Annotated in this window: 18 protein-coding genes and 1 tRNA gene; 10 read left to right on the top strand and 9 right to left on the bottom strand. The window is 67.5% G+C overall.

Annotation, left to right across the window (positions count from 1 at the left end; translation table 11 throughout):
- Positions 1–6: 6 nt before the first annotated feature.
- A complete protein-coding gene (locus MKK58_RS09770; protein WP_243911892.1) occupies positions 7–666 on the bottom strand; it encodes a response regulator transcription factor in 660 nt (219 codons plus the stop codon).
- Positions 663–2,087, bottom strand: a complete 1,425-nt coding sequence (locus MKK58_RS09765; protein ID WP_243911891.1) for a sensor histidine kinase — start codon at positions 2,085–2,087, stop codon at positions 663–665. Before MKK58_RS09765 ends, MKK58_RS09770 begins: the two co-directional genes overlap by 4 nt.
- 204 nt (positions 2,088–2,291) lie before the next feature.
- Between MKK58_RS09765 and MKK58_RS09760 the strand changes: the two genes are divergently transcribed.
- Positions 2,292–4,094, top strand: coding sequence for a methanol/ethanol family PQQ-dependent dehydrogenase (locus MKK58_RS09760; RefSeq protein ID WP_243911890.1), 1,803 nt, complete (start codon positions 2,292–2,294; stop codon positions 4,092–4,094).
- A gap of 421 nt (positions 4,095–4,515) precedes the next feature.
- On the opposite strand, the gene MKK58_RS09755 is transcribed toward MKK58_RS09760, so the two are convergent.
- The 3 genes from MKK58_RS09755 to MKK58_RS09745 all read right to left on the bottom strand — a co-directional run bounded on the left by MKK58_RS09755 (position 4,516) and on the right by MKK58_RS09745 (position 8,295).
- A complete protein-coding gene (locus MKK58_RS09755; protein WP_243911889.1) occupies positions 4,516–6,843 on the bottom strand; it encodes a putative bifunctional diguanylate cyclase/phosphodiesterase in 2,328 nt (775 codons plus the stop codon).
- Between the two features lie 63 nt (positions 6,844–6,906).
- Positions 6,907–7,683, bottom strand: a complete 777-nt coding sequence (locus tag MKK58_RS09750) for an RNA methyltransferase (RefSeq protein ID WP_409565226.1) — start codon at positions 7,681–7,683, stop codon at positions 6,907–6,909.
- Between the two features lie 63 nt (positions 7,684–7,746).
- Entirely contained in the window at positions 7,747–8,295 is a 549-nt protein-coding gene (locus MKK58_RS09745; protein WP_243911888.1) for a formaldehyde-activating enzyme, read from the bottom strand.
- Positions 8,296–8,580: 285 nt separating this feature from the next.
- Between MKK58_RS09745 and MKK58_RS09740 the strand changes: the two genes are divergently transcribed.
- The 4 genes from MKK58_RS09740 (at position 8,581) to MKK58_RS09725 (ending at position 12,713) form a co-directional block, all read left to right on the top strand.
- A complete protein-coding gene (locus MKK58_RS09740; RefSeq protein WP_243911887.1) occupies positions 8,581–9,228 on the top strand; it encodes a TadE/TadG family type IV pilus assembly protein in 648 nt (215 codons plus the stop codon).
- Positions 9,229–9,235: 7 nt separating this feature from the next.
- Positions 9,236–9,892 carry a TadE/TadG family type IV pilus assembly protein gene (locus MKK58_RS09735; protein ID WP_243911886.1) on the top strand — a complete coding sequence of 219 codons (657 nt, stop codon included), beginning with the start codon at positions 9,236–9,238 and terminating at the stop codon, positions 9,890–9,892.
- An 11-nt stretch (positions 9,893–9,903) separates the two neighbouring features.
- Positions 9,904–11,244, top strand: coding sequence for a pilus assembly protein TadG-related protein (locus MKK58_RS09730; protein WP_243911885.1), 1,341 nt, complete (start codon positions 9,904–9,906; stop codon positions 11,242–11,244).
- Between the two features lie 257 nt (positions 11,245–11,501).
- The gene (locus MKK58_RS09725; RefSeq protein ID WP_243911884.1) at positions 11,502–12,713 is read left to right on the top strand and encodes an NADP-dependent isocitrate dehydrogenase; all 1,212 of its coding nucleotides are present in this window, start codon (positions 11,502–11,504) and stop codon (positions 12,711–12,713) included.
- Between the two features lie 353 nt (positions 12,714–13,066).
- Here MKK58_RS09725 and MKK58_RS09720 read toward each other — a convergent pair whose 3' ends face one another.
- The 3 genes from MKK58_RS09720 to glgX form a co-directional block, all read right to left on the bottom strand.
- Complete coding sequence (locus MKK58_RS09720; protein WP_243911883.1) at positions 13,067–13,390, bottom strand: plasmid stabilization protein; 324 nt, start codon at positions 13,388–13,390, stop codon at positions 13,067–13,069.
- Between the two features lie 32 nt (positions 13,391–13,422).
- On the bottom strand, positions 13,423–15,039 hold the full coding sequence (locus tag MKK58_RS09715) for a histidine kinase famiy protein (protein ID WP_243911882.1): 1,617 nt from the start codon (positions 15,037–15,039) through the stop codon (positions 13,423–13,425).
- Positions 15,040–15,188: 149 nt separating this feature from the next.
- Complete coding sequence (glgX, locus tag MKK58_RS09710; RefSeq protein WP_243911881.1) at positions 15,189–17,465, bottom strand: glycogen debranching protein GlgX; 2,277 nt, start codon at positions 17,463–17,465, stop codon at positions 15,189–15,191.
- Positions 17,466–17,704: 239 nt separating this feature from the next.
- Here glgX and MKK58_RS09705 point away from each other — a divergent pair, with 239 nt between their 5' ends.
- Positions 17,705–18,475 (top strand): SHOCT domain-containing protein, encoded by a 771-nt coding sequence (locus MKK58_RS09705; protein WP_243911880.1) that lies wholly within the window; start codon positions 17,705–17,707, stop codon positions 18,473–18,475.
- Positions 18,476–18,511: 36 nt separating this feature from the next.
- The gene (locus MKK58_RS09700; RefSeq protein WP_243911879.1) at positions 18,512–19,579 is read left to right on the top strand and encodes a spore photoproduct lyase family protein; all 1,068 of its coding nucleotides are present in this window, start codon (positions 18,512–18,514) and stop codon (positions 19,577–19,579) included.
- A gap of 523 nt (positions 19,580–20,102) precedes the next feature.
- Here the strand turns inward: MKK58_RS09700 and MKK58_RS09695 are convergent.
- Positions 20,103–20,192 (bottom strand) — tRNA-Ser (locus MKK58_RS09695).
- A gap of 254 nt (positions 20,193–20,446) precedes the next feature.
- On the opposite strand from MKK58_RS09695, the gene MKK58_RS09690 reads away from it, so the two are divergent.
- The 3 genes from MKK58_RS09690 to flhA all read left to right on the top strand — a co-directional run bounded on the left by MKK58_RS09690 (position 20,447) and on the right by flhA (position 24,785).
- On the top strand, positions 20,447–21,100 hold the full coding sequence (locus tag MKK58_RS09690; RefSeq protein ID WP_243911878.1) for an ABC transporter ATP-binding protein: 654 nt from the start codon (positions 20,447–20,449) through the stop codon (positions 21,098–21,100).
- A gap of 106 nt (positions 21,101–21,206) precedes the next feature.
- Positions 21,207–22,451, top strand: coding sequence for a capsule biosynthesis protein (locus MKK58_RS09685; protein WP_243911877.1), 1,245 nt, complete (start codon positions 21,207–21,209; stop codon positions 22,449–22,451).
- Between the two features lie 174 nt (positions 22,452–22,625).
- Positions 22,626–24,785 carry a flagellar biosynthesis protein FlhA gene (gene flhA, locus MKK58_RS09680; RefSeq protein ID WP_243911876.1) on the top strand — a complete coding sequence of 720 codons (2,160 nt, stop codon included), beginning with the start codon at positions 22,626–22,628 and terminating at the stop codon, positions 24,783–24,785.
- The last annotated feature ends 58 nt before the right edge of the window (positions 24,786–24,843 follow it).

The raw sequence follows: 24,843 nt of genomic DNA, 5'->3' as shown, positions 1-24,843 counted from the left end.
GGTGCTTCAGGTGTGACGGTGCGGGCCGCTCGGCCTGACGAGCCCCGCGTCGATGGCCAGCCAGACCAGGTGGGCATCATTGCGAGCCCCCAGTTTCGCCTTGATGCCATAGTGGTAGTTCTGAATGGTTTTCGGGCTGAGGTTGAGCGCCGCGGCAATGGCTTCCGTCCTCATGCCGGAAGCCACGAGTTGAAGCACTTCCACCTCCCGCGGAGCGAGTTCCTCGAGCATCGAGCGCTTCCCATCCAGTCGCTCCGCGGCGAGCTCCTGCGCGATGTCGGCGCTGACGGCTCGATCGCCTCGTACCACCAGGGCAGCCGACCGGATCAGTTCCTCGGGCGCACTGCTCTTGGTGACGTAGCCTGAGGCCCCTGCCTCGAATGCCTTCAGGGCAAACGCCGCCCCCTGATGCATGGTGAACACCAGGATACGGGCGCAAGGGTCCCATTGCCGGATATGCCGGACCGCCTCGAGCCCGCTCGGACCCGGCAACGCCAAATCCATGATCACCAGCGTCGGGCTGCTCGCCTTGTAGGCCCGGTAGGCCTCGGCCGCTGTCTCGGCCTCGGCGACGACGCGATATCCAGGTTGACGCTCCAGCAGGCGGCGATAGCCCTCCCGAATGACCGGATGGTCATCCACGAGCAGGATCGCGATCCCACTCATGCGGCGCGTTCCGTCAACGCCAGGTTTGGACCGATCTTCCCTTCACTCAGAAATGGCGGTGGATCTGCGCTGGGCGAGCACGGAATCGTCGCTGCGATGCGAATGCCGCCGAGCGCAGTCTCGATGCTCAAAGTCCCTCCGAGAGCCCCGACCCGTTCTCGAATACCGAGGACGCCCTGGCCACTTCCGGCCTCGACAAGCCCCGCGTCGCCCCCGCCATCGTCCACGACCCGGAGCATCACCGTGTCCTGAATGCGGATGATGCTGACGTCGACGCGGGTCGGCCGCCCATGGCGAACAGCGTTGGTCAGGCACTCCTGAACGATGCGGTAGACGTTGAGCGCGGCCAGTCCGCTCACCGTGGAGAGGTCACCGATGACACTGAGATGAAAGGCCACGGGCTTCGCGCTTCGTCCCTGCCACGTGGAGACGAGCCGGCGCAGTCCGTGCTCCAGGCCGAACTCATCGAGATCCGGAGGGCGCAGACGTGCGAGTGCCCCCTTCAGCGTACCCATCATGTGGCGGGTGATCCGGCCGATCGCGCGGGCGTCGTCACGCAATGCCGGACGATCGCTGGCTTCGCCCTCGATCGCACTCGCCAATGCGCCCGTGGCGGTGAGACATTGTCCGAACTCATCGTGGAGGTCTCGGGCGAGAGCGCGGCGCTCCGCTTCCTGGACGGCGAAGAGGCGCCGGGTCAGTGCGGTCCGCTCGGCCGTGGTGTGCTGGAGGCGCTCGCTCAGGGCGTTGACGGCACACGCGATTCCATCGAACTCTGCGGCCCGGAAGCGGGGCAGGTAGGTAAATTGATCGCCTCGCTCCAGCCGTCTGAGGTTGCGCGTGATGATGCGCGCGGGCTGCAGGGCAGCGCCGATCACGATCGTGGCCAGGAGGGTGATGCTGACGGGCATGGCGGCGGCGGCGGCCATCAGTACCCGCACTTGGCGCCAGACCTGGCGAACGGCTGCGCCCCGGTCGGGCGTGGTGACGACGATCCCTGCCTCCCTGCGATTCAGGATCACCGCGCGGCGGATCGGCGAGATCGCTCCGAATGCCACGCGATAGAATTCCTCGAACCAAGCCGGGGCCGGTCCGCCGGCAGTCTCCAGACCGCTGCATTGCTGAAGCGTCGCCTCGCCTTCCCAAGTCAGGGCGACGCAGTTCCCGGGGCTGATGAAGCGGAGTGTGTGCGAGCTGCGCCAGTCCGGAAAGGCGTACTTGGCAAAGCGCCCGGCGCTGCCGCGCCACGTCATTTCACGCCAAGCAAGTTCCTGGGCCTCGCGCACCACCCGATCGGCCGATGCCGCCGTCTCCTCGCGAATGCTATGGTGCACCTCGGCGATGACCCAAGCCGTAGCGACGCCCAGGCAGAGGAAGACCACGACGGCGACCCGGACGATCAGCCCGATGAAGAGACTCATGGCCTCACGTTCCTCGCTTCCCGGGTAGAGGAGGCACGCAACCGCGGGATGCTGGCAAGGGGTCTGGGCCACGATCAGGCAAAATGCCCAATCAGCGACGGGGAGCTTGCCCTACCTGAGGGCACCGGCGGGCCCGTAGCGTCCGATCCGTCGGGCTGCTCCGCAAGACGATCGAAGAAGGCAGCCGGCGACCGGAGGAAATCCATGAAACACGCTTGCCTTCTCGGCTTGAGCCTCGCGGCTGCGGGTGCCACCGCCGGGCTTGCCAATGATGACGTTCTAAAGCGCAGCCAGGACCCCAATCAGCAGGTTCTGCAGACGATCGACTACGCCAACACGCGCTACTCGAAGCTTGACCAGATCAATGCCGGGAACGTGAAGACCCTGCAGGTCGCCTGGAACTTCTCGACTGGCGTCCTGCGCGGCCATGAAGGCTCGCCGCTCGTCGTCGGCGACATGATGTTTGTCCACACCCCCTTCCCGAACATCGTCTACGCCCTCGATCTCAACAACGAAGGCAAGATCCTCTGGAAGTACGAGCCGAAGCAGGATTCATCGGTCATCCCGGTGATGTGCTGCGACACGGTCTATCGTGGGCTGGCCTATGCGGACGGCGCCATCATCCTGCATCAGGCAGACACCACCCTGGTTTCACTGGACGCCAAGACCGGCAAGGTGAACTGGTCGGTCAAGAACGGGGATTCGAAGATCGGTGAGACCAACACCGCTACGGTGCTGCCGGTCAAGGACAAGATCATCGTTGGAATATCCGGTGCCGAGTACGGCATCCGTGGTCACATCACCGCCTACGATGCCAAGACGGGTCAGCGCGTCTGGCGCGGATACAGTGTCGGATCCGATGAGGACATGATCGTCGACCCGGTAAAGACGACATCGCTCGGCAAGCCGATCGGCAAGGATTCCTCGCTGAAGAGCTGGGAGGGCGACCAGTGGAAGACCGGAGGAGGCGCGACCTGGGGCTGGTACTCCTATGATCCGAAGCTCGACCTCGTCTACTATGGCACCGCCAATCCCTCGACTTGGAACCCCAAGCAACGTCCGGGCGACAACAAGTGGACCATGGCGATCTTCGCCCGTAACCCCGACACAGGCATGACCAAGTGGGTCTATCAGATGACCCCCCACGACGAGTGGGACTACGACGGCATCAACGAGATGATCCTCACGGATCAGAAGATCGACGGCAAGGAGCGCCCGCTCCTGACCCACTTCGACCGCAACGGTTTCGCCTACACCCTGGACCGGGCGACGGGCGAAGTGCTCGTCGCGGAAAAATTTGATCCGGTGGTGAACTGGGCCTCCAAGGTTGACCTGGACAAGGCCTCGCCCACCTACGGTCGTCCGCTCGTCGCCGCCAAGTACTCCACCGATCAGAACGGCGAGGACACCAACACGAAGGGGGTGTGCCCCGCCGCCCTCGGCACCAAGGACCAGCAGCCCGCCGCCTACTCGCCGAAAACCCAACTATTCTACGTGCCCACCAACCATGTTTGCATGGACTACGAGCCGTTCCGGGTCTCCTACACCCCGGGCCAGCCCTATGTCGGCGCGACAGTCTCGATGTATCCGGCTCCCAACAGTCACGGCGGCATGGGCAACTTCATCGCCTGGGACAACATCAAGGGCCAGATCAAGTGGTCGAACCAGGAGCAGTTCTCGGTGTGGTCGGGCGCCCTGGCCACCGCCGGTGACGTCGTGTTCTACGGCACCCTCGAGGGCTACCTGAAGGCCGTCGATGCCAAGTCGGGCAAGGAACTCTACAAGTTCAAGACGGCCTCGGGCATCATCGGCAACGTGATGACCTACACCCACAAGGGCAAGCAGCACCTCGCCATCCTGTCGGGCGTCGGTGGCTGGGCCGGCATCGGCCTCGCGGCCGGCCTGACCGACCCGAACGCCGGTCTCGGCGCGGTGGGTGGTTACGCCGCTCTGTCGAGCTACACCAACCTCGGCGGTCAGTTGACGGTTTTCTCGCTGCCGAACTGACGACGTCAGCTCCGTGCATCCGTTCCAACGGAGCGGATGCACGCACAGTCTCCCCGCGCAGTCATCCCTGCTCGGCGGAATGGCGTGTCGCCCTCGCGCCAACGATGAAGGGGGCTGTTTGCGACATCGACTGATCCGAACCTCCGCGTGGCGTACGTCCTCCACCCTGTCGTCATGCGGAAATGGATCGGCGGGCTTTCGAGCCCGCCTTTTTTCGATGGAAGCAGTTGTTCAGGCGCATATGGAGTGCAGGTCACCGATCGAATCGCGATTGTTCGACATTTCCGGCGTTCCGACGCGCTTTCCGCCGAAGGTTCGCCGCCGGGGCCGGTGTCGCATGATTGCAAGCCGTAACGTCGGTCCAGACGAGTCTGCGTGAGCGAAGTCCCCGACCCACGGCATCGGCGACCGGGGCAGTGCCTCAGGCGAGGCGCCGCTCCGGCATCGCCTCGTCCTCGCCGCCGAGGAGGTCGGGACGGTTGCGCAGGAACCAGGGGACGCGGCTCGCCGGCATTGGCTTGCCGTAGAGGTAGCCCTGCACGTTCGTGCACCCTTCCTGGCCGAGGAAGGTGGCCTGCTCCAGGGTCTCGACGCCCTCGGCGGTGACGTCCAGCCCCAGGCTCCGGCCGAGCTGAAGCACGGCGGTGACGATGGCGGCGTCGTTGGCGTCGCGCTCCAGATCGCGGATGAAGCTGCGGTCGATCTTGATCTCGTCGACGGGGAACTGCTTCAGGTGGGTCAGCGAGGCGTAGCCGGTGCCGAAATCGTCGAGAGCCACGCGGATGCCGGCCGCGTGGAGGGTGTGGAGCACGGCGTTCACCCGGTCGCCGTGGCCCGCGAGCAGGACGGTCTCGGTCACCTCGACGCCGATCCGGCCGCGCGGCACGCCGCTGCGCGCCACGTCGTCGAGGAGGCTCTCGGCCAGGTCGCCCTGCGCGAACTGGGCGGAGGACAGGTTGATGAAGACCCGTCCGGGATCGAGCCCGAGGCCGATCCAGCGGACGATGTCGGCGCAGATCTGGCGGCGCAGGGCGGTGCCCACCGCGACGCCGATCTCCGGATCGTCGAACACGGCCGAGAAGGAGGCCGGCGCGAGCAGGCCGCGGATCGGGTGCTGCCAGCGGGCCAGGGCCTCGAACCCGATCACCGCGCCCGAGGCCAGCTCGATCTTCGGCTGGTAGAACGCCACCAGCCCGCTGCCCGCCTCGAGGGCCGCGCGCATCTCGCGGGTCACCGCCACCCGCTCCTCGATATCGGCGCGCAGGGTCGGTACGAACAGGGTCGCGCAGTTCCGGCCGGACGCCTTGGCGGCGTAGAGCGCGAGGTCGGCATTGGTGAACAGGTCGGCGGGGTTGCCGGCGTGTTCCGGGTAGAGCGCCAGCCCGAGGCTGGCCCGGGCCGCCACCATCCGCCCGCGGATCGCCATCGGTGGCCGCAGGGCTTCGAGGATGCGCGTGGCGATCACGTGAACGCGGTATGCGCCCTGAGCGCAGATGATCACGAATTCGTCCCCTCCGAGGCGGGCCACGAGGTCCTGGGGCTCGACGACGCTGCGCAGGCGACGGGCCACCTCCGTCAGCAGGGCGTCGCCGGAATCGTGTCCGAGGGTGTCGTTGATCTCCTTGAAGGCATCGAGGTCGAGGAGGATCAGGCCGACCTCCCCGCCCTCGGCGCGCGCGCGGGCGAGGCTGGCGTCCAGGGTCGCGTGGAACAGGGCCCGGTTCGGCAATCCAGTGAGCACGTCGTGATGGGCGGCCGTGCGGGCCTGCTCCTCGATCGCCTTGCGGCTGGTGATGTCGACGAGGCTCGAGATGATGCAGGGCGCGCCCTCCACCCGCACCGGTTCGATCGACAGCAGGACGTCGTGGCGCTGTCCGCCCAAGTCGACGATGCTCGTCTCGTGGTCGCGGATCGTGCCCTCGGCGTCGAGGAGGCGCTGGATCTCGGCGCGCTGGTCCTTTGAGACGAAGTCGGCGGTGCGGTAATTCGCGAGGCTGTCTCCCGTGCCGACCGCGAAGAAGCGGTTGCCCGCATCGTTGGTGCCGACGATGCGGCCATCCGAGACGCTGGACACGACGATCGGAACCGGCACCGCCCGGAACGTCGTCTCGAACAGTCGGCGACTTTCCGTGAGGTCGCGATAGGCCCGGCGTTCCGCCTCGGTCGCCATCCATTCCAGGCGCCTCAGCCGGTTCGAACGGACGACGAAGAGGATGATCGCCCCGTTGGCCATGACCGACATGGTCAGCAGACCCACGGCGGTCGACGGGAGCGGCAGGGGCAGCAGGTAGCATCCGAGCAGGATCACGGCGGTGAAGGCGCCGGACGCCATCGTCCAGACGAAGCGCGTGGGCAGCACCAGCATGTAGACCGCCGGAAGGATCAACGCGGCGAGCAGCGCGACCTCGGAGCGCGAGGTGGTCATGTAGCCCACCGCCAGGGCGGTGAGCGCCTGCCAGGCCACCAGGACGCCCTGGAGGGCGTCGAAGGTCCGGACCCGCCGCAGGCCCACGATCGCCAGGACGGCGACCGCCACGATCAGGGCGCGGACGCACAGGACGGGCACGAACCGGTCGGTGCCGATGAAGCGCAGGTCGCTGGCCAGGAAGATCACGCTCAACGCGATCGTGAACATCAGGACGAGGCGCGCGTGGCGCAGGGTCTCGGGCAGCCGCTCCGCCTGGAAGGTGGCTTCCTCGGCCGGAGAGGCGAACTCACCCCCGAACGCTCTGAGACGATGACTCGACATAACCTAGGGCAATAATGGCGAAGTATGGCGCAGCCGTTAAGGCCGCGACGATTGTGTACGCCCTCAGCCTGCACGCGTCCGACGGGCCGCCAGCGCGCGCAGGGCGCCGCGCATCGTACGCACGTCCTGCTCGGTCATGGCCATGCGGTGGAGCATGTCGCGCATGTTGCGGGCGATGATCTCGCGCTTTTCCGGCGGGTAGAAACCGGCGGCGGCGAGCTGGTCCTCCAGGCTCGCGACCAGGGAGGCCATCGCCTCCCGGGTGGCCGGCGGCGACAGCATCTCGCCCGTGAAAGGCAGCACCGAGAGGCCGGCCGCACGGCGCCACTCGTAGCCCATCAGCAGCACGCCCTGCGCGAGGTTCAGCGACGAGAACCGGGGATCGACCGGGAAGGTCACGATGGCGTCGGCCAGCGAGACCTCGTCGTTGTCGAGGCCCGCGCGCTCGCGCCCGAACAGGATGCCGACGCGCTGGCCTTCGCGGGCGACCACGTCCTGCATGGCCGCGTCGGGGGCGAGCACGCGCTTCATCTGGCCGCGCTCGCGGGCGGTCGTCGCCAGCACGTAGTGCAGGTCGGCGATCGCCTCGGCCAGGGTGGCGTGGATGGTGGCCGCGTCGAGGATGTGCGTGGCACCGGAGGCCGCCTCGCGCACCCCCTTCTTCGGCCAGCCGTTCTTCGGAGACACCAGGCGCAGCTCGGACAGGCCGAAATTCGCCATGGCGCGCGCCGTCATGCCGATGTTCTCGGCAAGCTGCGGCTGGACCAGGATGATGACGGGGCCGGCGGGGGACGTCGCTTGGGTCATGGTCGCGTGGGGATCGTCGAGGGCGGAGGACATCCCCGCCCTCTCGCATGGCGCGCGCGGGCGCGCCAAGTGGCGCGCGCGCGGGCCGGGGCTGCTTCAGATCTTCCCGTCGAGGCCCATCTGGTAGTACTTGTGGGTGATCTTGTCCTGGTTCTCGAGGAGCCAGTCGATCGAGGGCTCGTTGGTCATGGCCTTGCGGATCGCTTCCGTCATGCCCCGGCGCTGGATCTCGAACAGCGCCTTGTGGTCGACGCGCTCGGCCTCGATCACCCCGGGGCTGAGCCAGACCGAGCAGATGATGCCCAGATCGTTGGCCTTCGCCTTGGGGATGTAGCCCGCCCGCACCGCGTCGAGGACGCCGTTGGCGATGGCGAACTGCACCGTGCCCATCAGGATCGAGGTGTATTTCGACTCGGTGACGCTCACCTTCGAGACGCAGAGCGTCACCGGGCGCACCATGATGTCGGTGTTAAGGAGCGCGAAGACCCGGCTGTGGCCCACCACCTGGTCGCCCGTGAGGGTGGCGAGCGCCGTGCCAACCGGCCCGTCGAGTTCGCCGATGATGACCTCGGGCTCGGCGGCCGTGTTGGGCGGCCCGCCGGCGACAAGGGCCTCGCCGGCCCGCAGGATGATGCGTTCGCTCATGGGGTTCCTCCGCTGGCGTCGTGCGCGGACTGTCCGCGCCGGATGGGACTTCACCCTGGCGCGCGCGAAGTCCAGCCCCCTCGAACCCTCCGCCTCGACGATTCCTCCCGTCGCATGCCCGGGCGGTCGCCCGCCTGGGGATGGCGCGGGGTCCGGCGCGGTTCCCCCACGGCTTCGACGATCCGCGTAATCCGGCCTTAAGGCTCCCCGTGCGAACGACGGTTCGACTGTCTACGCCGCTGGATCGTGGAATGCGCGTGATCGGAGCCGTGAGGTCGGGATGAAATGACGCGGTTCATCAAATCGAGTTATCGCGACGACATCGCAGGTCGCGCCGTTCCCGTGGTCACACGCCTGTCCCGCTGGCGCGTGGACGGGTTTCGACGCTCCTCCGACGGCGCGACGGCTGTCGAGTTCGCGCTCGTCATTCCGCTCTTCTGTTTGTTGCTGATCGAGATCTTCCAGGGCGGACTGTACATATTCTGTACTGCGGCCCTCGAGAAGGCGACCAGTGACGCCAGCCGCGCCGTGATGATCGGCGCGCTGAGCGCGTCGGCATCCACCGCCAGCGGATTCCGCACCTCCGTCGTCTGCGCGAACCTGATCGCCGGCCTGTCCTGCGACAACGTCGTCACCAGTCTGCAGACCACGACCCTGTCGGGCTCCGGCACGGGCTTCTCGAAATTCGTCAGCGCCGACGAGTTGAGTCTCGTCCCGGTGACCATGAACAACGCGCAGACCGACTACTGCACGGGAGCCCCCGGCACCTACGGGTACATCCAGGTCTTCTATGCCGTGCCGGTCTTCAGTCCGATCTGGAGGACGCTCGCCAACGCGACCGACTGGAACGGCGCGAAGGTCGTCTTCACCCGGGCAGCGATCGCCTTCCGCAACGAGCCCTACACCACCGCCAACGTCGCCACGGGGTGCTGACGCCGCCATGCCCCGCCTGAGCCTCACCCATTTCGGACGCGACCGGCGCGGATTGGCGATCGTCGAGTTCGCCGTGATCGCCCCTGTGATGATCCTGCTGTCCTGCGTCAGCGTCGATCTCGTCCGGTACATCTTCTTCCTGCGCAAGGTCGAGCTTGCCGCCAGCACCATGGCGGACCTCGTGGCGCGCAACGACACCGGCAAGATCACGCAGGCCGACATCCTGTCGATCTCGAAGACGCAGCTCGTGATTTTCCCCGAGGCGATGAAGGCAGCTCGGGATGGTGGCACCTCCGTGTGGTCGCTGCTGAGGTGGTCCCTGTCCGGCGTCCAGTTCCGGACCCTGCCGACCTGCACATCGCAATGCACCTACATCCCGACCGTGTCATGGACGTCGGGCCAGAAGCGCCCCTGCCTCGTCCCCCTGCAAGCGGCGCCGAACACGGCCACGCCGAGTCCCACGACCCTCCCGAGCGACACCTTCGGTCCCGGTTTCCTCGTCGTGGCCGACATCGTTTACACCTACAAACCGCTGATCGCCCAGTCCGTCGTCGGCTCCATCGACATCGCGAAATCCTTCTACTTCGCGCCGCGCTACGTCTCGGCCATCGCCTTCGATCCGAGCGGAGGTTCCACGTCCGCCTTTGCCTGCCCCCTCTCGTGAGGCGTCCTCTCATGTCCGAGAACCTGGCCGAACGGCTCATCCTGTCGCTGCGTCGCCTGCGTCGTGATCGCGGCGGCAACGTCCTGATCATCTTCGCCCTGGCCCTGGTGCCGATGATCGGGCTGGCCAGCATCGGTATCGATTACGCCCGGGGCCTCAACTACCGGGCTCAGCTCGACCGCGCGGCGGATGCCGCGACGATCACCGCGATCGCGGCGGCGCGGGACTACATCTCCGCGAACCCGAACAACGAGTCGAACCCCACGGCCTCGGCGCTCGCCCTCGGTCAGACGCGCGGACTGGCCGCCTTCCGCGTCAATGCCGGCTCGATGCTGACGAGCCTGGGCCTCACGCCGACGCTCACGGTGACACGGACGGGCGGCACCGTCACGGCGACGGCGAACTACGCCTCGAACTTCGACTCCTCTCTCAACCGGGTGCTGGGCAACGTGACCGCGGTCGCCGTCTCGGGCCAATCCACGTCCAGCCTGACGCTCGGCAACTATGCCGATTTCTATCTCCTCCTCGACACTTCGGGGTCGATGGGCTTTCCCACTTCCAGCGCCGCGCAGGTGCAGTTCGCCAAGCTGAATCCTGACATGGCCGACGGCAACGGAAACAACTGCGCCTTCGCCTGCCACTTTTCCGGCTGGAAAGGATTCAATCTGGCCAAGACGAACAACATCGAGTTGCGGATTGCGACAGTCAGCAACGCTGTCCAGCAGCTGATCACGAAGGCGCAGTCCAACCAGACCCTGACGAATCAGTATCGGATCGGCCTCTACCCGTTCGTCAGCTTCCTGGAGACCGCCGCCGCCCTCACGACGAACCTGACTTCCCTCTCGACGGTGAACCTCGAGAATTACATGGACATCGGCGACTCGACCGTGCCGCGCGGCAGCGGCGGGACGCATTACGAGAACGTGTTCTCTTCCATCAACACCAAGATCGCGACGGTCGGTGACGGGTCCAGCTCCAGCAAGCCGCAGCCCTTCATCTTCCTCATCACCGACGGCATCGGAAACAATCAGTTCTGGTACAATACGACGGGCTGGACCGGGTCGCAGGCCAAGCTGCTCGATCCCACCCTGTGCTCGACACTGAAGAATAGAGGGGTCACGGTGTCGATCCTCTACATCCCGTACGTTCCGCTCGCCCTGCCATTCAACACCAATGTGGGATACGAGAACGTCGTGGTGAACGGGCTCATTCCCAACGTTCCGGCGACGCTGCAGGCCTGTGCCACGCCGGGCTACTTCCGCACCGCGAGCTCGGCGAGCGAGATCCAGAACGCGCTGAACTCCATGTTCGATCAAGCCACGCGCAAAGCGCGCCTCGTCGCGGGTCCCTGATCGCACCGCCGCGCGATCGAAGCGGCGGAGGTTTCGGCTGCGCCGGCGCAGCGATTCGAAGAAGCCCGCGCAGCGCCCGAGGCAAACCCGGACCCGCCGTGTTCGCCCGGATCTGCCGTGACAGGCCAATACGTTTGTCATGGCCCCGGAGCGGCCAGCCTGCTTCCGCCCCGGGACCGCGCGGGCTAAGGACGGCGCGGGTTCGGCATCCGCCTTGCGTGGCGCCGGACATCCCGGCTCAGGAAGGCGTGCTGCAGATGGACAAGATCAAGGTTGCGAACCCAGTCGTCGAACTCGACGGCGACGAGATGACCCGGATCATCTGGAGCGAGATCAAGAACAAGCTGATCCACCCCTACCTCGACCTGAATCTCGAATATTACGACCTCGGCGTCGAGCACCGCGACGCCACCAACGACCAGGTCACCGTGCAGGCGGCCGAGGCGATCAAGCGCCACGGCGTCGGCGTGAAGTGCGCCACCATCACCCCCGACGAGGCGCGGGTGAAGGAGTTCGGCCTCAAGGAGATGTGGAAGTCGCCCAACGGCACCATCCGCAACATCCTCGGCGGCGTCATCTTCCGCGAGCCGATCATCTGCCAGAACGTGCCCCGCCTCGTGCCGGGCTGGACCCAGCCCATCGTGGTGGGCCGCCACGCCTACGGCGACCAGTACAAGGCCACCGACTTCAAGGTGCCGGGCAAGGGCCGCCTGACCATCAAGTTCGAGGGCGAGGACGGCACCGTCATCGAGCGGGAAGTCTTCAAGTTCCCGAGCCCCGGCGTCGCCCAGGCGATGTACAACCTCGACGACTCGATCCGCGACTTCGCCCGCGCCTCGATGAACTACGGCCTGAACCGCAAGTATCCGGTCTATCTGTCGACCAAGAACACCATCCTCAAGGCCTATGACGGGCGCTTCAAGGACCTGTTCGAGGAGGTCTTCCAGAACGAGTTCAAGGCGAAGTTCGATGCCGCCGGCATCACCTACGAGCACCGCCTGATCGACGACATGGTGGCCTCCGCGTTGAAATGGTCCGGCGGCTACGTTTGGGCCTGCAAGAACTACGACGGCGACGTGCAGTCCGATACGGTGGCGCAGGGCTTCGGGTCGCTCGGCCTGATGACCTCCGTGCTTCTTACCCCCGATGGCCGGACCGTCGAGGCCGAGGCCGCGCACGGCACGGTGACGCGCCATTACCGCGAGCACCAGAAGGGCAAGGAGACCTCGACCAACTCCATCGCGTCGATCTTCGCCTGGAGCCGTGGCCTCGCCCACCGGGCCAAGCTCGACGACAACGCGGCGCTCGCCAAGTTCGCCACCACCCTGGAGACCGTCTGCGTCGACACCGTCGAAGCCGGCTTCATGACGAAGGACCTCGCCCTGCTCGTCGGTCCCGATCAGAAGTGGCTCTCGACCACGGGCTTCCTCGACAAGGTCGACCAGCACCTCAAGACCGCGATGGCCTGAGGCCGTCGCGAGGAGGGCAGCGTTGGCGGTGGCGTCGGTTGGGTAACGCCTCGTCCGACGCCGGTCGGCGCAGCCACCTTGACCCTGCGCCCCTCGTATTCCTGCATCTGCGAAGGGCCTTCGAAGGCCCTTCGGCCTTGGCATCCCCCGTGTCATTCCGGGGCGCCGCGGGCGAACCCGGAATCCAGACCCACCGCGGTGGCAAGACGGAGCCCTGTCGACGGCTCTGGGTCCCGGGTTCCGCTTCGCAGCCCCGGGATGACGGCTCTGTCGCGAACAGCGATCGGAACCCATCGGACTGCGTGCCTCCGACAACCCGGGCGGGGGGCAACCGGAAAGGTCGCACGCCTCACTCAGGAGGCGTGCTGCGCGGCGTCCGCATTCCGCTTTCGGGTGGCGGCGGCCTTGCGCGCGGAGGCCGAGCGTTCCTCCGGCGTACGCCCGGCCGAGGCCTTGCCGCTGATCTTGCCGCCGCGATGCGCCGCCGGGTGGGCGCTGGCCCTGCCCCGTCCGGAGCCGCCCGGCTTCTTGCCGCCACCATCGTCCTTGTTGACCGTGGCCCAGGCCCGCGCCTCGGCCTCCGGCTCGGGCACGCCGCGCGCTTCGTAGGATTCGGCGATGTGCTCGGCCTTGCGGCGCTGCTTGTCGGTGTATTTCGATTTGTCGCCCTGGGCCATGCCAGACCTCCGATGTTCAGCCCGCCGCCGGCTCAGCCCGTCACGGCCGGCCCATCGAGGACCGCCCGGACGCGCCGGATCAGGTCCGTCCGGCGATAGGGCTTGTTCAGGAGATCGAACGCCGATCCGCCCGCATCGGTTCGCTCGAGGCTGGCCTCTGCGTAGCCCGTGGTCAGCAGGACGCGCAGGCCCGGGCGTCGAGCTTGCGCCTCCCGGGCCAGCGCGATCCCGTTCATGCCGCCCGGCATGATGAGGTCGGTGAACAGCAGGTCCACCGTGCCGCCGCCCTCCAGGATGTCGAGGGCCTCGCGGCCGTGCCGAGCCATCAGCGTGGTGTAGCCGAAGTCGCGCAGGATCGTGCGGGCGAGCTCGGCCACGTCCTCCCGATCGTCCACGATCAGGATCGTCTCCGTGCCCGTCCCGTCCGCCACCGCCGTCTCCGCCGCCTCGGCCTCCGCCTCGTCCTGCTCGGTGGCTGGGAAGGAGAGCCGCACCACGGTGCCCTTGCCGAGGGTCGATTCGATGCGCGCCAAGCCGCCCGACTGCTTGGCGAACCCGTAGACCATCGAGAGGCCGAGACCGGTGCCCTTGCCCTCCTCCTTGGTGGTGAAGAACGGGTCCATCACGCGGTTCAGCACGTGGGCGGGAATGCCGCTGCCGGTATCGGCGATGCTGACGGTGACGTAGCGGCCCGGTGCGAGGCCGCCGTCGGCTTCCGCCCCGAACACCTGATTCTCCGTGGTGATGCGCAGGCGGCCGCCGTCCGGCATGGCGTCGCGCGCGTTGATGAAGACGTTGAGGAGGGCGACCTCCGCCTGGTTCGGGTCGACCCGGCAGTTCCAGAGGTCGGGGGCGAGGTCGCGCGCGATGGTGATGGTTTCGCCCAGCGTCCGGGCCGCCATGTCGCCCATGCCCTGGACCAGGGTGTTGAGGTTCACCGAGCGCCCCTCCAGGCGCTGCTTGCGGGCGAAGGCCAGGAGCTGCTGCGTCAGGGTGGTGGCGCGCTCGGCGGCCGTGCGGATGTTGTCGGTGGCGCGCCGCAGGCGCCTCCGGTCGGGATCGGGGTCGTCGAGCCCGGCGCTGAGGATGTCGACGTAGCCGACGATCACCTGCAGCAGGTTGTTGAAGTCGTGGGCGATGCCGCCGGTGAGCTGGCCCAGCGCCTCCATCTTCTGGGCCTGGCCGAGGGCCTCCTCGGCGTCGCGCCGGCGGGAGACGTCGAGCTGCGAGGCGAAGAAGTACACCAGCGTGCCGTCCGCGTCGTAGATCGGCGAGACGAAGAGCGCGTTCCAGAACGGCGTGCCGTCCTTGCGATAGTTGACGATCTCGGTGGCGACGTTCTCGCGGGCCGCGATGGCGCGGGCGAGATCGTGCACGACGGCGCGGTCGGTCTCCGGCCCCTGGAGGAAGCGACAGTTCCGGTCGAGAACCTCGTCCCGGCCGTAGCCCGTCATCGCCAGGAAGGCGTCGTTGGCGACGATGATCGGATTGTCGGGCTGGCGCGGGTCGCTCACCACCATCGGCATGCGGGAGGCCGCGACGGAGGCGAAGAAGAAGGCCGTCGCCGGGTCGGTGGAAGCGACGCCCGCCGGGGCGGCACCGTCGGCCTGGCGCTCGCCCTCCGGCGGGCGGTTCGGCGTCTCGTTCATGGTCGCGCCATCACATCGGTGGGTTCCGGCCACGGGCCCCTAACATTGCTCCAACGCCCGGCGCCATCCGGGTTTCCCGCGAAAGTGGCGGTACGCACGCAACCTCTCGTGACCCGCCGCGCGCCGGGGCCGGCGCGCGGCGGGGCGTGTCAGCGCTGCTTCAGCTCGAAGCGGACGCTGTTCACGTTGGCCCGCTCGAAGGCCTGCATGACGTGCTGGTAGGAGCGCTCCATGTCTGTGGCCTCGACGCCGTCCACCTCCTCGGGCTTCAGGACGAACATCAGCATCGAGCGGCCGGTGACGTCGTAGGTCGCGCCGATGGGCTTGCTGACCACGTCCTGGCTGTCGGGCAGGTTGGTATCGAGGAGGCGGGTCCAGCCGACGCCGCCCACGGATTCCGGCACCGTGAACGACACGAGGTCGTGGTAGGCGTTGTAGAGCAGCAGCAGAGTGGCATCGCCGCCGCGCTGGTGGATGCCGGAGGCCTGGGCCCGGCCGTCGAGCAGCACTGCGATGGCCCGCGCATCGCCCTGCGTCCAGTTCTCCGGCGACATCTCCCCGCCGTCCGGGCGGAGCCAGGTCACGTCCTTGACGCCGAACTCCTCGTCGTAGGCCCCCGTGAGGAAGCGCCCGCGGGTCAGGATCGGCAGGGCCTCGCGCAGCAGGGTCAGGCGCTGCGTGAACTCGGCCAGATCCCGCTCCTCCGGGCCGATGGCCTCCCAGTCGAGCCAGGAGATCTCATTGTCCTGGCAATAGGCGTTGTTGTTGCCGTTCTGGGTGCGGGCGAACTCGTCGCCGGCGAGCAGCATCGGGGTGCCGCGCGACAGGAAGAGGGTCGCCAGCATGTTGCGCATCTGGCGCAGGCGGATGGCGCGGATCTCGGAATCGTCGGTCGGTCCCTCGGCGCCGTAATTGTTCGAGAGGTTGTGCGAGTGGCCGTCGCGGTTGTCCTCGCCGTTGGCCATGTTGTGCTTCTCGTTGTACGACACGGTGTCGTTCAGCGTGAAGCCGTCATGGGCGGTGAGGAAGTTCACGGACGCCCAGGGCTTGCGCCCGCGCTTGTTGAACTTGTCGGCCGAGCCGGTGAGGCGGGCGGCGAGATCCGGCAGCTTGCCCTCGTCGCCGCGCCAGTAGCCGCGCACGTCGTCGCGAAAACGGTCGTTCCACTCGGCCCAGCCCGGCGGGAAGCCGCCGACCTGGTAGCCGCCTGGGCCGCAATCCCACGGCTCGGCGATGAGCTTGACCGCGTTCAGCACCGGGTCCTGCCGGCAGGTGTCGAGGAAGCCGCCGCCCTCGTCGAAGCCGTGCGGCTCGCGTCCCAGGATGGTGGCGAGATCGAAGCGGAAGCCGTCCACCCGCATCTCGGTGGCCCAGTAGCGCAAGGAGTCGGTCACGAGTTGCAGCACGCGGGGGTGCGACAGGTTGAAGGTGTTCCCGGTGCCGGTGTCGTTGATGTAGTAGCGCGGCTCTTTCGGCATCAGCCGGTAGTAGGAGGCGTTGTCCACGCCCTTGAACGACAGGGTCGGGCCCTTCTCGTTGCCCTCCGCCGTGTGGTTGTAGACCACGTCGAGGATCACCTCGAGGCCGGCGCCGTGCATGCGCGCCACCATCTCCTTGAACTCGGAGAAGGCGAAGTCCGGCACCGCCGAATAGCGCCGCGCGGGGGTGAAGAACGAGATGGTGTTGTAGCCCCAGTAGTTCACCAGGCCCTTCTCCTGCAGGTAGTCGTCCTGCACGAAGGCATGGACCGGCAGGAGCTCCACCGAGGTGACCCCGAGGCTCTTGATGTAGTCGAGCACCGCCGGAGTGCCGAGGCCCGCATAGGTGCCGCGCAGCTTCTCCGGCACCGCAGGGTGCAACTTCGTGAAGCCCTTCACGTGGGTCTCGTAGAAGATCGTCTTCTCCCACGGCACGTGCGGCTTGCGGTCCCGGCCCCAGGTGAAGGCCGGGTCGATGACGCGGCTGCGCCGGGTGAAGGGCGCGGAATCGCGCTCGTCGAAGGTCAGGTCGTCGCCGGTCTCCATCTGGTAGCCGAACAGGGCCGGGTTCCAGGTGATGGAGCCGACGAGGCCCTTGGCGTAGGGGTCGATGAGCAGCTTGTTGTGGTTGAAGCGGTGGCCGGCCTTCGGCTCGTAGGGGCCGTGCACGCGGTAGCCGTAGATCGTGCCGGGGCGCGCGTCGGGCAGGTAGCCGTGCCAGATCTCGTCCGTGTACTCGGGCAGTTCGATGCGCTCGATCTCGTTCACGCCCTCGTCGTCGAACAGGCAGAGCTCGACCTTGGTGGCATGGGCGGAGAAGAGCGCGAAGTTGACGCCGAGGCCGTCCCAGTTCGCGCCGAGGGGATAGGGCGACCCCTCCTTGATGCGCGAGCGGGCGCTGCGGCTCTGGGGGCTCGCGCGATCGGCGGGAGAAGTCGTGTCGGCCATTTGCGCTCCGGAAGCGTTCTCGACGAGGGTCCGGGCATCGGCGATGCCCGGACCCTGAAAACCACGACGGCAACGCTCACGCTTCGGCGGAAGGTCCGCCGGGCCGGAAACTTTTTGCGCTGCGCAAAGCTGGCGCCAGACGGGCATGCCGGCGACCCCCCGGCTTCCCTGCCGCACGCGCATGCGGCATGACTGGATCTCACCGCCGCGCTGCGGCGAACGCCACGAGGAGCCCCCGGATGACCGAGCACCCCAACGCCTTGCAGAGCATCGCGGAGCGGCACGGATTCAGCCTCGATGCGGTCCGCCATCTCGTCCGGTCCCTGGAGGCGGGCCAGGGGCGCATGGCGCAGTTCAACCATCCCGATCTCGGCGGCCTCGGGCAGTGGACCAGCGGCGGCATGACGATGATCGGCGACATGTTCAACACCGGGCTGAAGGCCCGCGTGAGCGCCCTGTGCGCCGACCTCTCTTCCTCCCTTCCGGCCGCCGGCTGGGTCGAGCCCCGGACCGCTGCGGCGGGCTGGCCGGCCGAATGGGGGCCGCCCGCCACGTCGGGTTCGCAGAACGGGATGCGCTACGCCTATTTCCCGGCCCGGCATCGCCTGGCCGTGGAGACGGAGGGCCGGGTCGCGCTCTACGACACGGAGGGCCACGACATCAGCGGTGTCGCCCAGCAGCAGGGCGGTATGTCGAGCCTGCGCTTCTCCGGACGCGACGGTGCCGTCGAGCTCGCCAGCCTGAAGCGTGTCGACGAGGTCGGAGCCGCCGCCGAGGGGACACCGGACGCGCCGCCCGAGGTCCAGCCGTTCGAGCCCGCGCCCGCCGAGCCTGGGCCATTTGAACCTGGGTCCCACGCTCCACCGGCAACACCCGCAATCCTGGCCTCCGCCGGCCGGGCGGACGAGATCCTGGGAACGATCGAACGCCTGGCCGATCTGCACCGCCGGGGCATCCTCGATCAGACCGAATTCGCCTCCAAGAAGGCCGAGTTGCTGGCCCGCCTCTAGTCCCGGAGGCTCCGGCGCCCGATCTGAGGCGGGACCATGGCCCGGCCCCGCGATCTCCTCGACGTCACCACCATCTACCACGAGCCGGCGGTGCCGGATTTTTTGCGCGGGCAGGAGATCCTGGATCGGTTCCCGAAGGCCGAGCGCATCGTGGTGCCCTCGCACTGGAACATTCCGAGCCTGCACGGCAATGCCGGCTCGGTGGAGGACTGGGTGCGCATCAAGCGCTCCACCCTGGTCCTCGGCGTGAAGAAGGGGCTGGCGATGCGGCCGAACGGGCGCAGCGCCCACTTCATCGCGCCCTCGACCTCCAACGGCTGCGCCATGGCCTGCGCCTACTGCTACGTGCCGCGCCGCAAGGGCTTCGCCAACCCGATCTCGATCTTCGTGAACGTCGAGGCGATCGCGGCCGCGATCGTCCGGCACGCCGCCCGCCAGGGCCCACTGACCGAGCCCGACACCATCGATCCCGCCCTCTGGGTCTACGACCTCGGCGAAAACGGCGACCTCTCGGTGGACGCGATGGTGAGCGACACCGTGCGGGACCTCGTGGCGCTGTTCCGGGACATCCCCAACGCCAAGGCGTCCTTCGCCACCAAGGCGGTGAATCGCGACCTCCTCGCCTACGATCCGCAGGGCAAGACCCGCATCCGCTTCTCGCTGATGCCGGAGCGCATCGCCCGCATCGTCGACGTGCGCACCGCCCCGATCCCCGAGCGCATCGCCGCGATCGACGACTTCGTGGCCGCCGGCTATGAAGTCCACCTGAACTTCTCGCCGGTGATTCTCCACGAGGGCTGGGAGGCGGATTGGTGCGCCCTGTTCGATGCCGTCGACGGCGCGATCGGCCCCGCGGCCCGGGCCCAGTTGAAGGCGGAGATCATCCTCCTCACCCACAATGCCGACCTGCACGCGGTCAATCTCGGCTGGCATCCCAGGGCCGAGGAGCTGCTCTGGCGCCCGGACATCCAGGAGGCCAAGGTCTCCGAGGGCGGCGGCGCGAACCTGCGCTACCGCACCGGCTGGAAGAGCAAATGGCTCGCCCGTTTCAAGGCGCTGCTCGCCGCGCGCATGCCGTACTGCACGGTGCGCTACGCGTTCTGAGAGCGGGGGCAAGCTGGTGCTTCCGAACCGCCCGCGCGCACGACCGACCGTCGTCGACCGGGAGGGTTCGGGTCCGCGCTCGGATGACCGAACGCGGACGACCGCCGCCATCGAGATCGTCAATCGCAGCCGGCGGGACATCGCGATCGAGGAGGTTCACCTGGGGCGCGCCGACCTGCTTTCCGTGACCTATGGGGCGTCCGTGGACGAACCGCTCGCGGCCGAGACGAACGTACGCGGTCACGCCATCGTCCGCGCCAGCACACTTTCGGACTACGGTACGATCACGAGCGCGAGCTTCGGGCACGCTTCCGGGGCCGGGTTCACTGGAGGCCGGGTCTTCCAGTCCACACCTGCCGATGGTCTTTCGCACCAGTCTTCACGACCTCGATCGAGGCCGGCGCGCGGCCCTCGAACTCGTGACGGCGCTGGATTCTTGAGGAGCACCGCTCTCCCTGAGAAACGCCGTTGTTCCGCGCATCGAGCAACCGATCCGATGCGTCGCTTCACCTGGGTCGAGATCTGGCGGAGGGAGCGGGATTCGAACCCGCGATACCGTTTCCGGTATACACACTTTCCAGGCGTGCGCCTTCAACCACTCGGCCACCCCTCCGGTCCCGTCGCCGCGTCTCGCAGCCGCCGCGTGGACGGCCGGGCTTCGCTCGCGCCGGGAGGCGTCGTGTACAAGCCGTGCCCGCAGGGTGCAAGCGGCGCGAACGGCAAAGCTGCCGATTCCGGGAAAGAATGTGCGTCCACGGACGCGAACGCGTCGCCGTGGTGCGGGGACGATCCGCAAATTCGCCGTCTTCGGCGGGCAGGCCTCCCTCTCGCAGGGCCGTCCGAGAGCCTCGGGAGCGACTGACCACCGTGATCCGTTTCGACAACGTGACCAAGATCTACCGCACGGACGGCCATCGCCGGACCATCCTGGATCGCGTCTCGTTCACCCTGAAGCCCGGGATCAGCTACGGCATCCTGGGAATCAACGGCGCCGGGAAATCCACCACGATGCGCCTGCTCGGCGGGGGCGAGATGCCCACCAAGGGCCGCGTCGTGCGGAACCGACGCGTCTCCTGGCCCCTGGGCTTCTCGGGCGGGTTCCACCCGAACATGACGGGACGCGACAACATCATCTTCGTGGCGCGCATCTACGGCGAGGACCCGCGCCGGGTGCTCGAATTCGTCGAGGATTTCTCAGAACTCGGCAGCTACCTCGACGTCCAGATCCGGACCTATTCTTCGGGTATGAGCTCCCGGCTCGCCTTCGGCATGAGCATGGCGATCCCGTTCGACTGCTACCTCATCGACGAGGTCACGGCCGTGGGCGATGCCCGCTTCTCGAAGCGCTGCGAGGAGGCCTTCAGCGCGCGACGGGCCAACGCGGACGTCATCATGGTCTCGCACGGCATGGACACCCTGCGCACCTGGTGCCAGCAGGGCATCGTGCTCATCAACGGCCGCGCGATCGTCTACGAGAACATCGACGACGCCATCGAGGTCTATCGCCGCCTGAACGCCTGAGAATCGACGGGCGGGGGCGCTCGGCCATGGTTTCGCCGTGCGGTCGATGCAGGGTGCGGGACGTGCCGGCGCGGATTCCGCCGGACCAGATGGAATACCGGGGCAGATGAGCGTCGAAATCCGCAATCCTCAGGGGCAGCCGCTCACGACCGCCGACCGGTCGAACGCCGTCGCGGAATCCCTGCGGCAGATGGCGCGCGTCTCGCGCTTCGCGGACCGCAAGAAGGGCATCCGTTCCTACCAGAGCCACGTGAAGACGGATCCGTTGATCCCGGCGCTCTTCGCGTTCTGCTTCCTGATCCCGACCCTCGTGGCGGTCGTGTATTTCGGCTTCATCGTGTCCGACCGCTACGTGGTCGAATCGCGCTTCGCCCTGCGTCCGGCGCTGGGCAGCGTCGACAAGGCGGCCCCCGATCAGGTTGGCACCAATTCCGGCTCGACCTCGTCCCAGATGGTGGCGCAGGACAGCCTGATCACGACCAACTACATAATGAGCCGGCCGATGGTCGAGGCGATGGAGAAGGTCCTGCCCCTGCGGCAGATGTTCTCGCGGCCCGACATCGACTTCTTCTCCCGCTTCAATGCCGACAAGCCCATCGAGAAGCTGGTGAAGTTCTGGCACAACCGGGTCCACACCGCGATCGAATCCGGCTCCGGCATCATCACCCTGACGGTGAACACCTTCGATCCGCAGGAATCCCTCGAACTCTCGCAGGCCATCCTCGCCGAGAGCGAGCGCATGGTGAACGCCATCAGCATGCGCGCCCGTGCCGACGCCGTCGCGGAGAGCGAGCGCGAGTTGAAGCGCGCCGAGGAGCGCATGGCCAAGATCCGCATCGCGGTGGCGGCCCTTCGCAACAAGGACGGAGTTCTCGACGCCCAGAAGACCAACGAGAGCAATCTCAAGGTCATCGCCGAACTGCGCACCGCCCGCATCAACCTCGCGGTCCAGCTGATCCAGGGCCAGCGGGACCTGTCGCCCGAGACCCGGCGCATCCAGGACATGAAGGCACAGCTCAAGGATCTCGACGAGAACATCGCTCGTATCGAGCGGCAATCGGCGAGCGAGGATCCCGAGCAGCGCCGAATCCTCGCCGATTCGCTGACCCGCTTCGAGGCCTTCGACGCCGACCGGGCCGATGCCGAGAAGTACTTCTCCAAGGTGCTGATCGCCAACGAGCGCGCCCGCATCATGGCCGAGCGGCAGGTGGAGTTCTTCACCTCGATCGTGCAGCCGGTGAAGCCCGAATCCTCGCAGCAGCCGCGCCGCCTCCTCCTCATCGCCCTGATCGCCGGCGGCGCCGCCGTGGTCTTCACCGCCACCGTGGTGGCGCGCAAATACCTGGCTTGAGCAAATACCTGGCCTGAGGCGACACCCGCCACCGGTCACGTCCCGGTCGGCGGTCGGCGGTCGCGTGAGCGTGCCGACCCGATGGCCGGATCGGCGCCCGCGTTAACTCTTCGCTAACCCTGTGCTCGGCAAATCTTGCCGGGCCCCGTCATCCTCGGGGCGTCGAGGATCACGATGAGCGAGACTGCCGTTGCCACGCCCGCGGCGGGGTCGGGCGCCGGGTTCGGGCAGTTCGCGCTCTTCGCGATCCCCAACCGGGCGAACCTGAACGCGCTGTCCAAGCGCACGGACCTGTTCTTCGCGACCGCCGTGATGGGCATCCTTACGGTGCTCATCTTCCCGCTGCCGGCGTTTCTCCTCGACCTATTGCTCGCGGTCTCGATCATCATCTCGGTGCTGATCATGATGACCGGGCTGTTCATCGACAACCCGCTGGAGTTCACGGTCTTCCCGACCCTGCTGCTGGTCGCGACCCTGCTGCGCCTCGCCCTCAACCTCGCCTCCACCCGCCTCATCCTCGGCCACGGGCACGAGGGCACGGCGGCCGCCGGCCACGTCATCGAGGCCTTCGGCAACTTCGTGATGGGCGGCAACTTCGTCATCGGGATCATCGTGTTCGCGATCCTGATCATCGTGAACTTCGTGGTCATCACCAAGGGCTCGGGCCGCATCGCCGAGGTGGCCGCCCGCTTCACCCTCGACGCGATGCCCGGCAAGCAGATGGCCATCGACGCCGACCTCTCGGCGGGGCTCATCGACGAGAAGGTGGCGAAAGCCCGCCGCGCGGCCCTCGAGGAGGAATCCTCGTTCTTCGGCGCCATGGACGGTGCCTCGAAGTTCGTGCGCGGGGACGCCGTCGCGGCGCTGCTCATCACCTTCATCAACGTGATCGGCGGCATCGTCATCGGCGTCGCCCAGCAGGGCATGCCCTTCATGGGGGCGGCCAAGACCTACACGCTGCTCACCATCGGTGACGGTCTGGCCTCCCAGGTGCCCGCCCTCATCGTCTCCACGGCGGCCGGCATCCTCGTGTCGAAGGCGGGCGTGAAGGGCTCGGCCGACAAGGCGCTCGGCAAGCAGCTGGCGAACTACCCCAAGGCCCTCGGCATGTCGTCCGGCGTCATGGTGCTGATCGCGCTCCTGCCCGGCATGCCGATGCTGCCGTTCCTGGGCCTCGCCGGGGCCTCGGGCTACGCCGCCTGGCACTTCGCTAAGGTCGCCCGCGACGCCCCTCCCCTCGACGCCGACGGCGCGCCGATGGACGCCACCGCGGTCGCCGCCGCCCAGGCCGCGAAGGAGGAGACCGTCACCGACCTCCTCAAGCTCGACGACCTCAAGCTGGAGATGGGCTACGCCCTGCTGGCCATGGTCAACGGACCGGAGGGGCAGGACCGGCTCACCGACCAGATCAAGGCCCTGCGCCGCCAGCTCGCGGCGGATCTCGGCTTCGTCATGCCCTCCGTGCGCATCCTCGACAACGTGCAGCTCGACGCCAACGCCTACGTGGTCCGGGTGAAGGAGATCGAGGCCGGCACGGGGCAGATCTTCCCCGGCCAGTTCATGGCCATGGACCCGATGGGCGGGCAGGTGCAGCTGCCCGGCCAGCACATGCTGGAGCCGACCTTCGGTCTGCCCGCCACCTGGATCGACGCAAGCTTGCGCGACCAGGCCCAGCTCAAGGGCTACACGGTGGTGGATGCCGCAACCGTGGTCTCGACGCACCTCACCGAGATCATCAAGGCGCACGTCTCCGAGCTTCTCAACCATGTCGAGGTGCAGAAGCTCCTGCGCGAACTCTCCAAGGAGCACGGCGAACTCCTCAAGGAAGTCATGCCGAGCCAGATCGGCACCACGGGCATCCAGCGCGTGCTGCAGTTCCTGCTAGCCGAACGGGTCTCGATCCGCGATCTCGGGTCGATCGTCGAGGGCATCGCGGAGGTGGCCGGCCACGTGAAGAACCCGCGCGACATCGTCGAGCACGTCCGCGCCCGCCTCGGCCGCCAGATCTGCGCCCAGTACCAGGGGCCGGACGGCATGCTGCCGATCATCACGCTGTCGCCGGCCTGGGAGCAGGCTTTCCTCGAATCGATCGCGGGCGAGCGCGACGAGCGTTACCTCGCCATGCAGCCCTCCAAGCTCTCGGAATTCGTCAACACGGTGCGGGACCGCTTCGAGGCCGCCGCCCGCATGGGCGAGATGCCGGTGCTCGTCACCTCCGTCCAGGCCCGGCCCTTCGTGCGCTCCATCATCGAGCGCTTCCGCCGCGAGACGCCGGTGATGAGCCAGGCCGAGATCCATCCCCGCGCCCGGCTCCGGACCATCGGCTCGGTCTGAGCGGCGCCCGGCGAACTGGACGTCCGCTTTCCCCGTGGCTTGCGGCCCGCCGGAGCGA

It is taken from the genome of Methylobacterium sp. J-078 (assembly GCF_022829285.1).
In the GTDB taxonomy this organism is placed as follows: domain Bacteria; phylum Pseudomonadota; class Alphaproteobacteria; order Rhizobiales; family Beijerinckiaceae; genus Methylobacterium.
This window is presented reverse-complemented; position numbering and strand designations above follow the sequence as displayed.

Coding starts and splice junctions, on each gene's coding strand:
- MKK58_RS09740 (WP_243911887.1), top strand. CDS start 8,581: ATGACGCGGTTCATCAAATCGAGTTATCGCGACGACATCGCAGGTCGC.
- MKK58_RS09730 (WP_243911885.1), top strand. CDS start 9,904: ATGTCCGAGAACCTGGCCGAACGGCTCATCCTGTCGCTGCGTCGCCTG.
- MKK58_RS09700 (WP_243911879.1), top strand. CDS start 18,512: ATGGCCCGGCCCCGCGATCTCCTCGACGTCACCACCATCTACCACGAG.
- MKK58_RS09735 (WP_243911886.1), top strand. CDS start 9,236: ATGCCCCGCCTGAGCCTCACCCATTTCGGACGCGACCGGCGCGGATTG.
- MKK58_RS09765 (WP_243911891.1), bottom strand. CDS start 2,087: ATGAGTCTCTTCATCGGGCTGATCGTCCGGGTCGCCGTCGTGGTCTTC.
- MKK58_RS09720 (WP_243911883.1), bottom strand. CDS start 13,390: ATGGCCCAGGGCGACAAATCGAAATACACCGACAAGCAGCGCCGCAAG.
- MKK58_RS09745 (WP_243911888.1), bottom strand. CDS start 8,295: ATGAGCGAACGCATCATCCTGCGGGCCGGCGAGGCCCTTGTCGCCGGC.
- MKK58_RS09770 (WP_243911892.1), bottom strand. CDS start 666: ATGAGTGGGATCGCGATCCTGCTCGTGGATGACCATCCGGTCATTCGG.
- MKK58_RS09715 (WP_243911882.1), bottom strand. CDS start 15,039: ATGAACGAGACGCCGAACCGCCCGCCGGAGGGCGAGCGCCAGGCCGAC.
- MKK58_RS09705 (WP_243911880.1), top strand. CDS start 17,705: ATGACCGAGCACCCCAACGCCTTGCAGAGCATCGCGGAGCGGCACGGA.
- flhA (WP_243911876.1), top strand. CDS start 22,626: ATGAGCGAGACTGCCGTTGCCACGCCCGCGGCGGGGTCGGGCGCCGGG.
- MKK58_RS09750 (WP_409565226.1), bottom strand. CDS start 7,683: ATGTCCTCCGCCCTCGACGATCCCCACGCGACCATGACCCAAGCGACG.
- glgX (WP_243911881.1), bottom strand. CDS start 17,465: ATGGCCGACACGACTTCTCCCGCCGATCGCGCGAGCCCCCAGAGCCGC.
- MKK58_RS09760 (WP_243911890.1), top strand. CDS start 2,292: ATGAAACACGCTTGCCTTCTCGGCTTGAGCCTCGCGGCTGCGGGTGCC.
- MKK58_RS09725 (WP_243911884.1), top strand. CDS start 11,502: ATGGACAAGATCAAGGTTGCGAACCCAGTCGTCGAACTCGACGGCGAC.
- MKK58_RS09685 (WP_243911877.1), top strand. CDS start 21,207: ATGAGCGTCGAAATCCGCAATCCTCAGGGGCAGCCGCTCACGACCGCC.
- MKK58_RS09755 (WP_243911889.1), bottom strand. CDS start 6,843: ATGTCGAGTCATCGTCTCAGAGCGTTCGGGGGTGAGTTCGCCTCTCCG.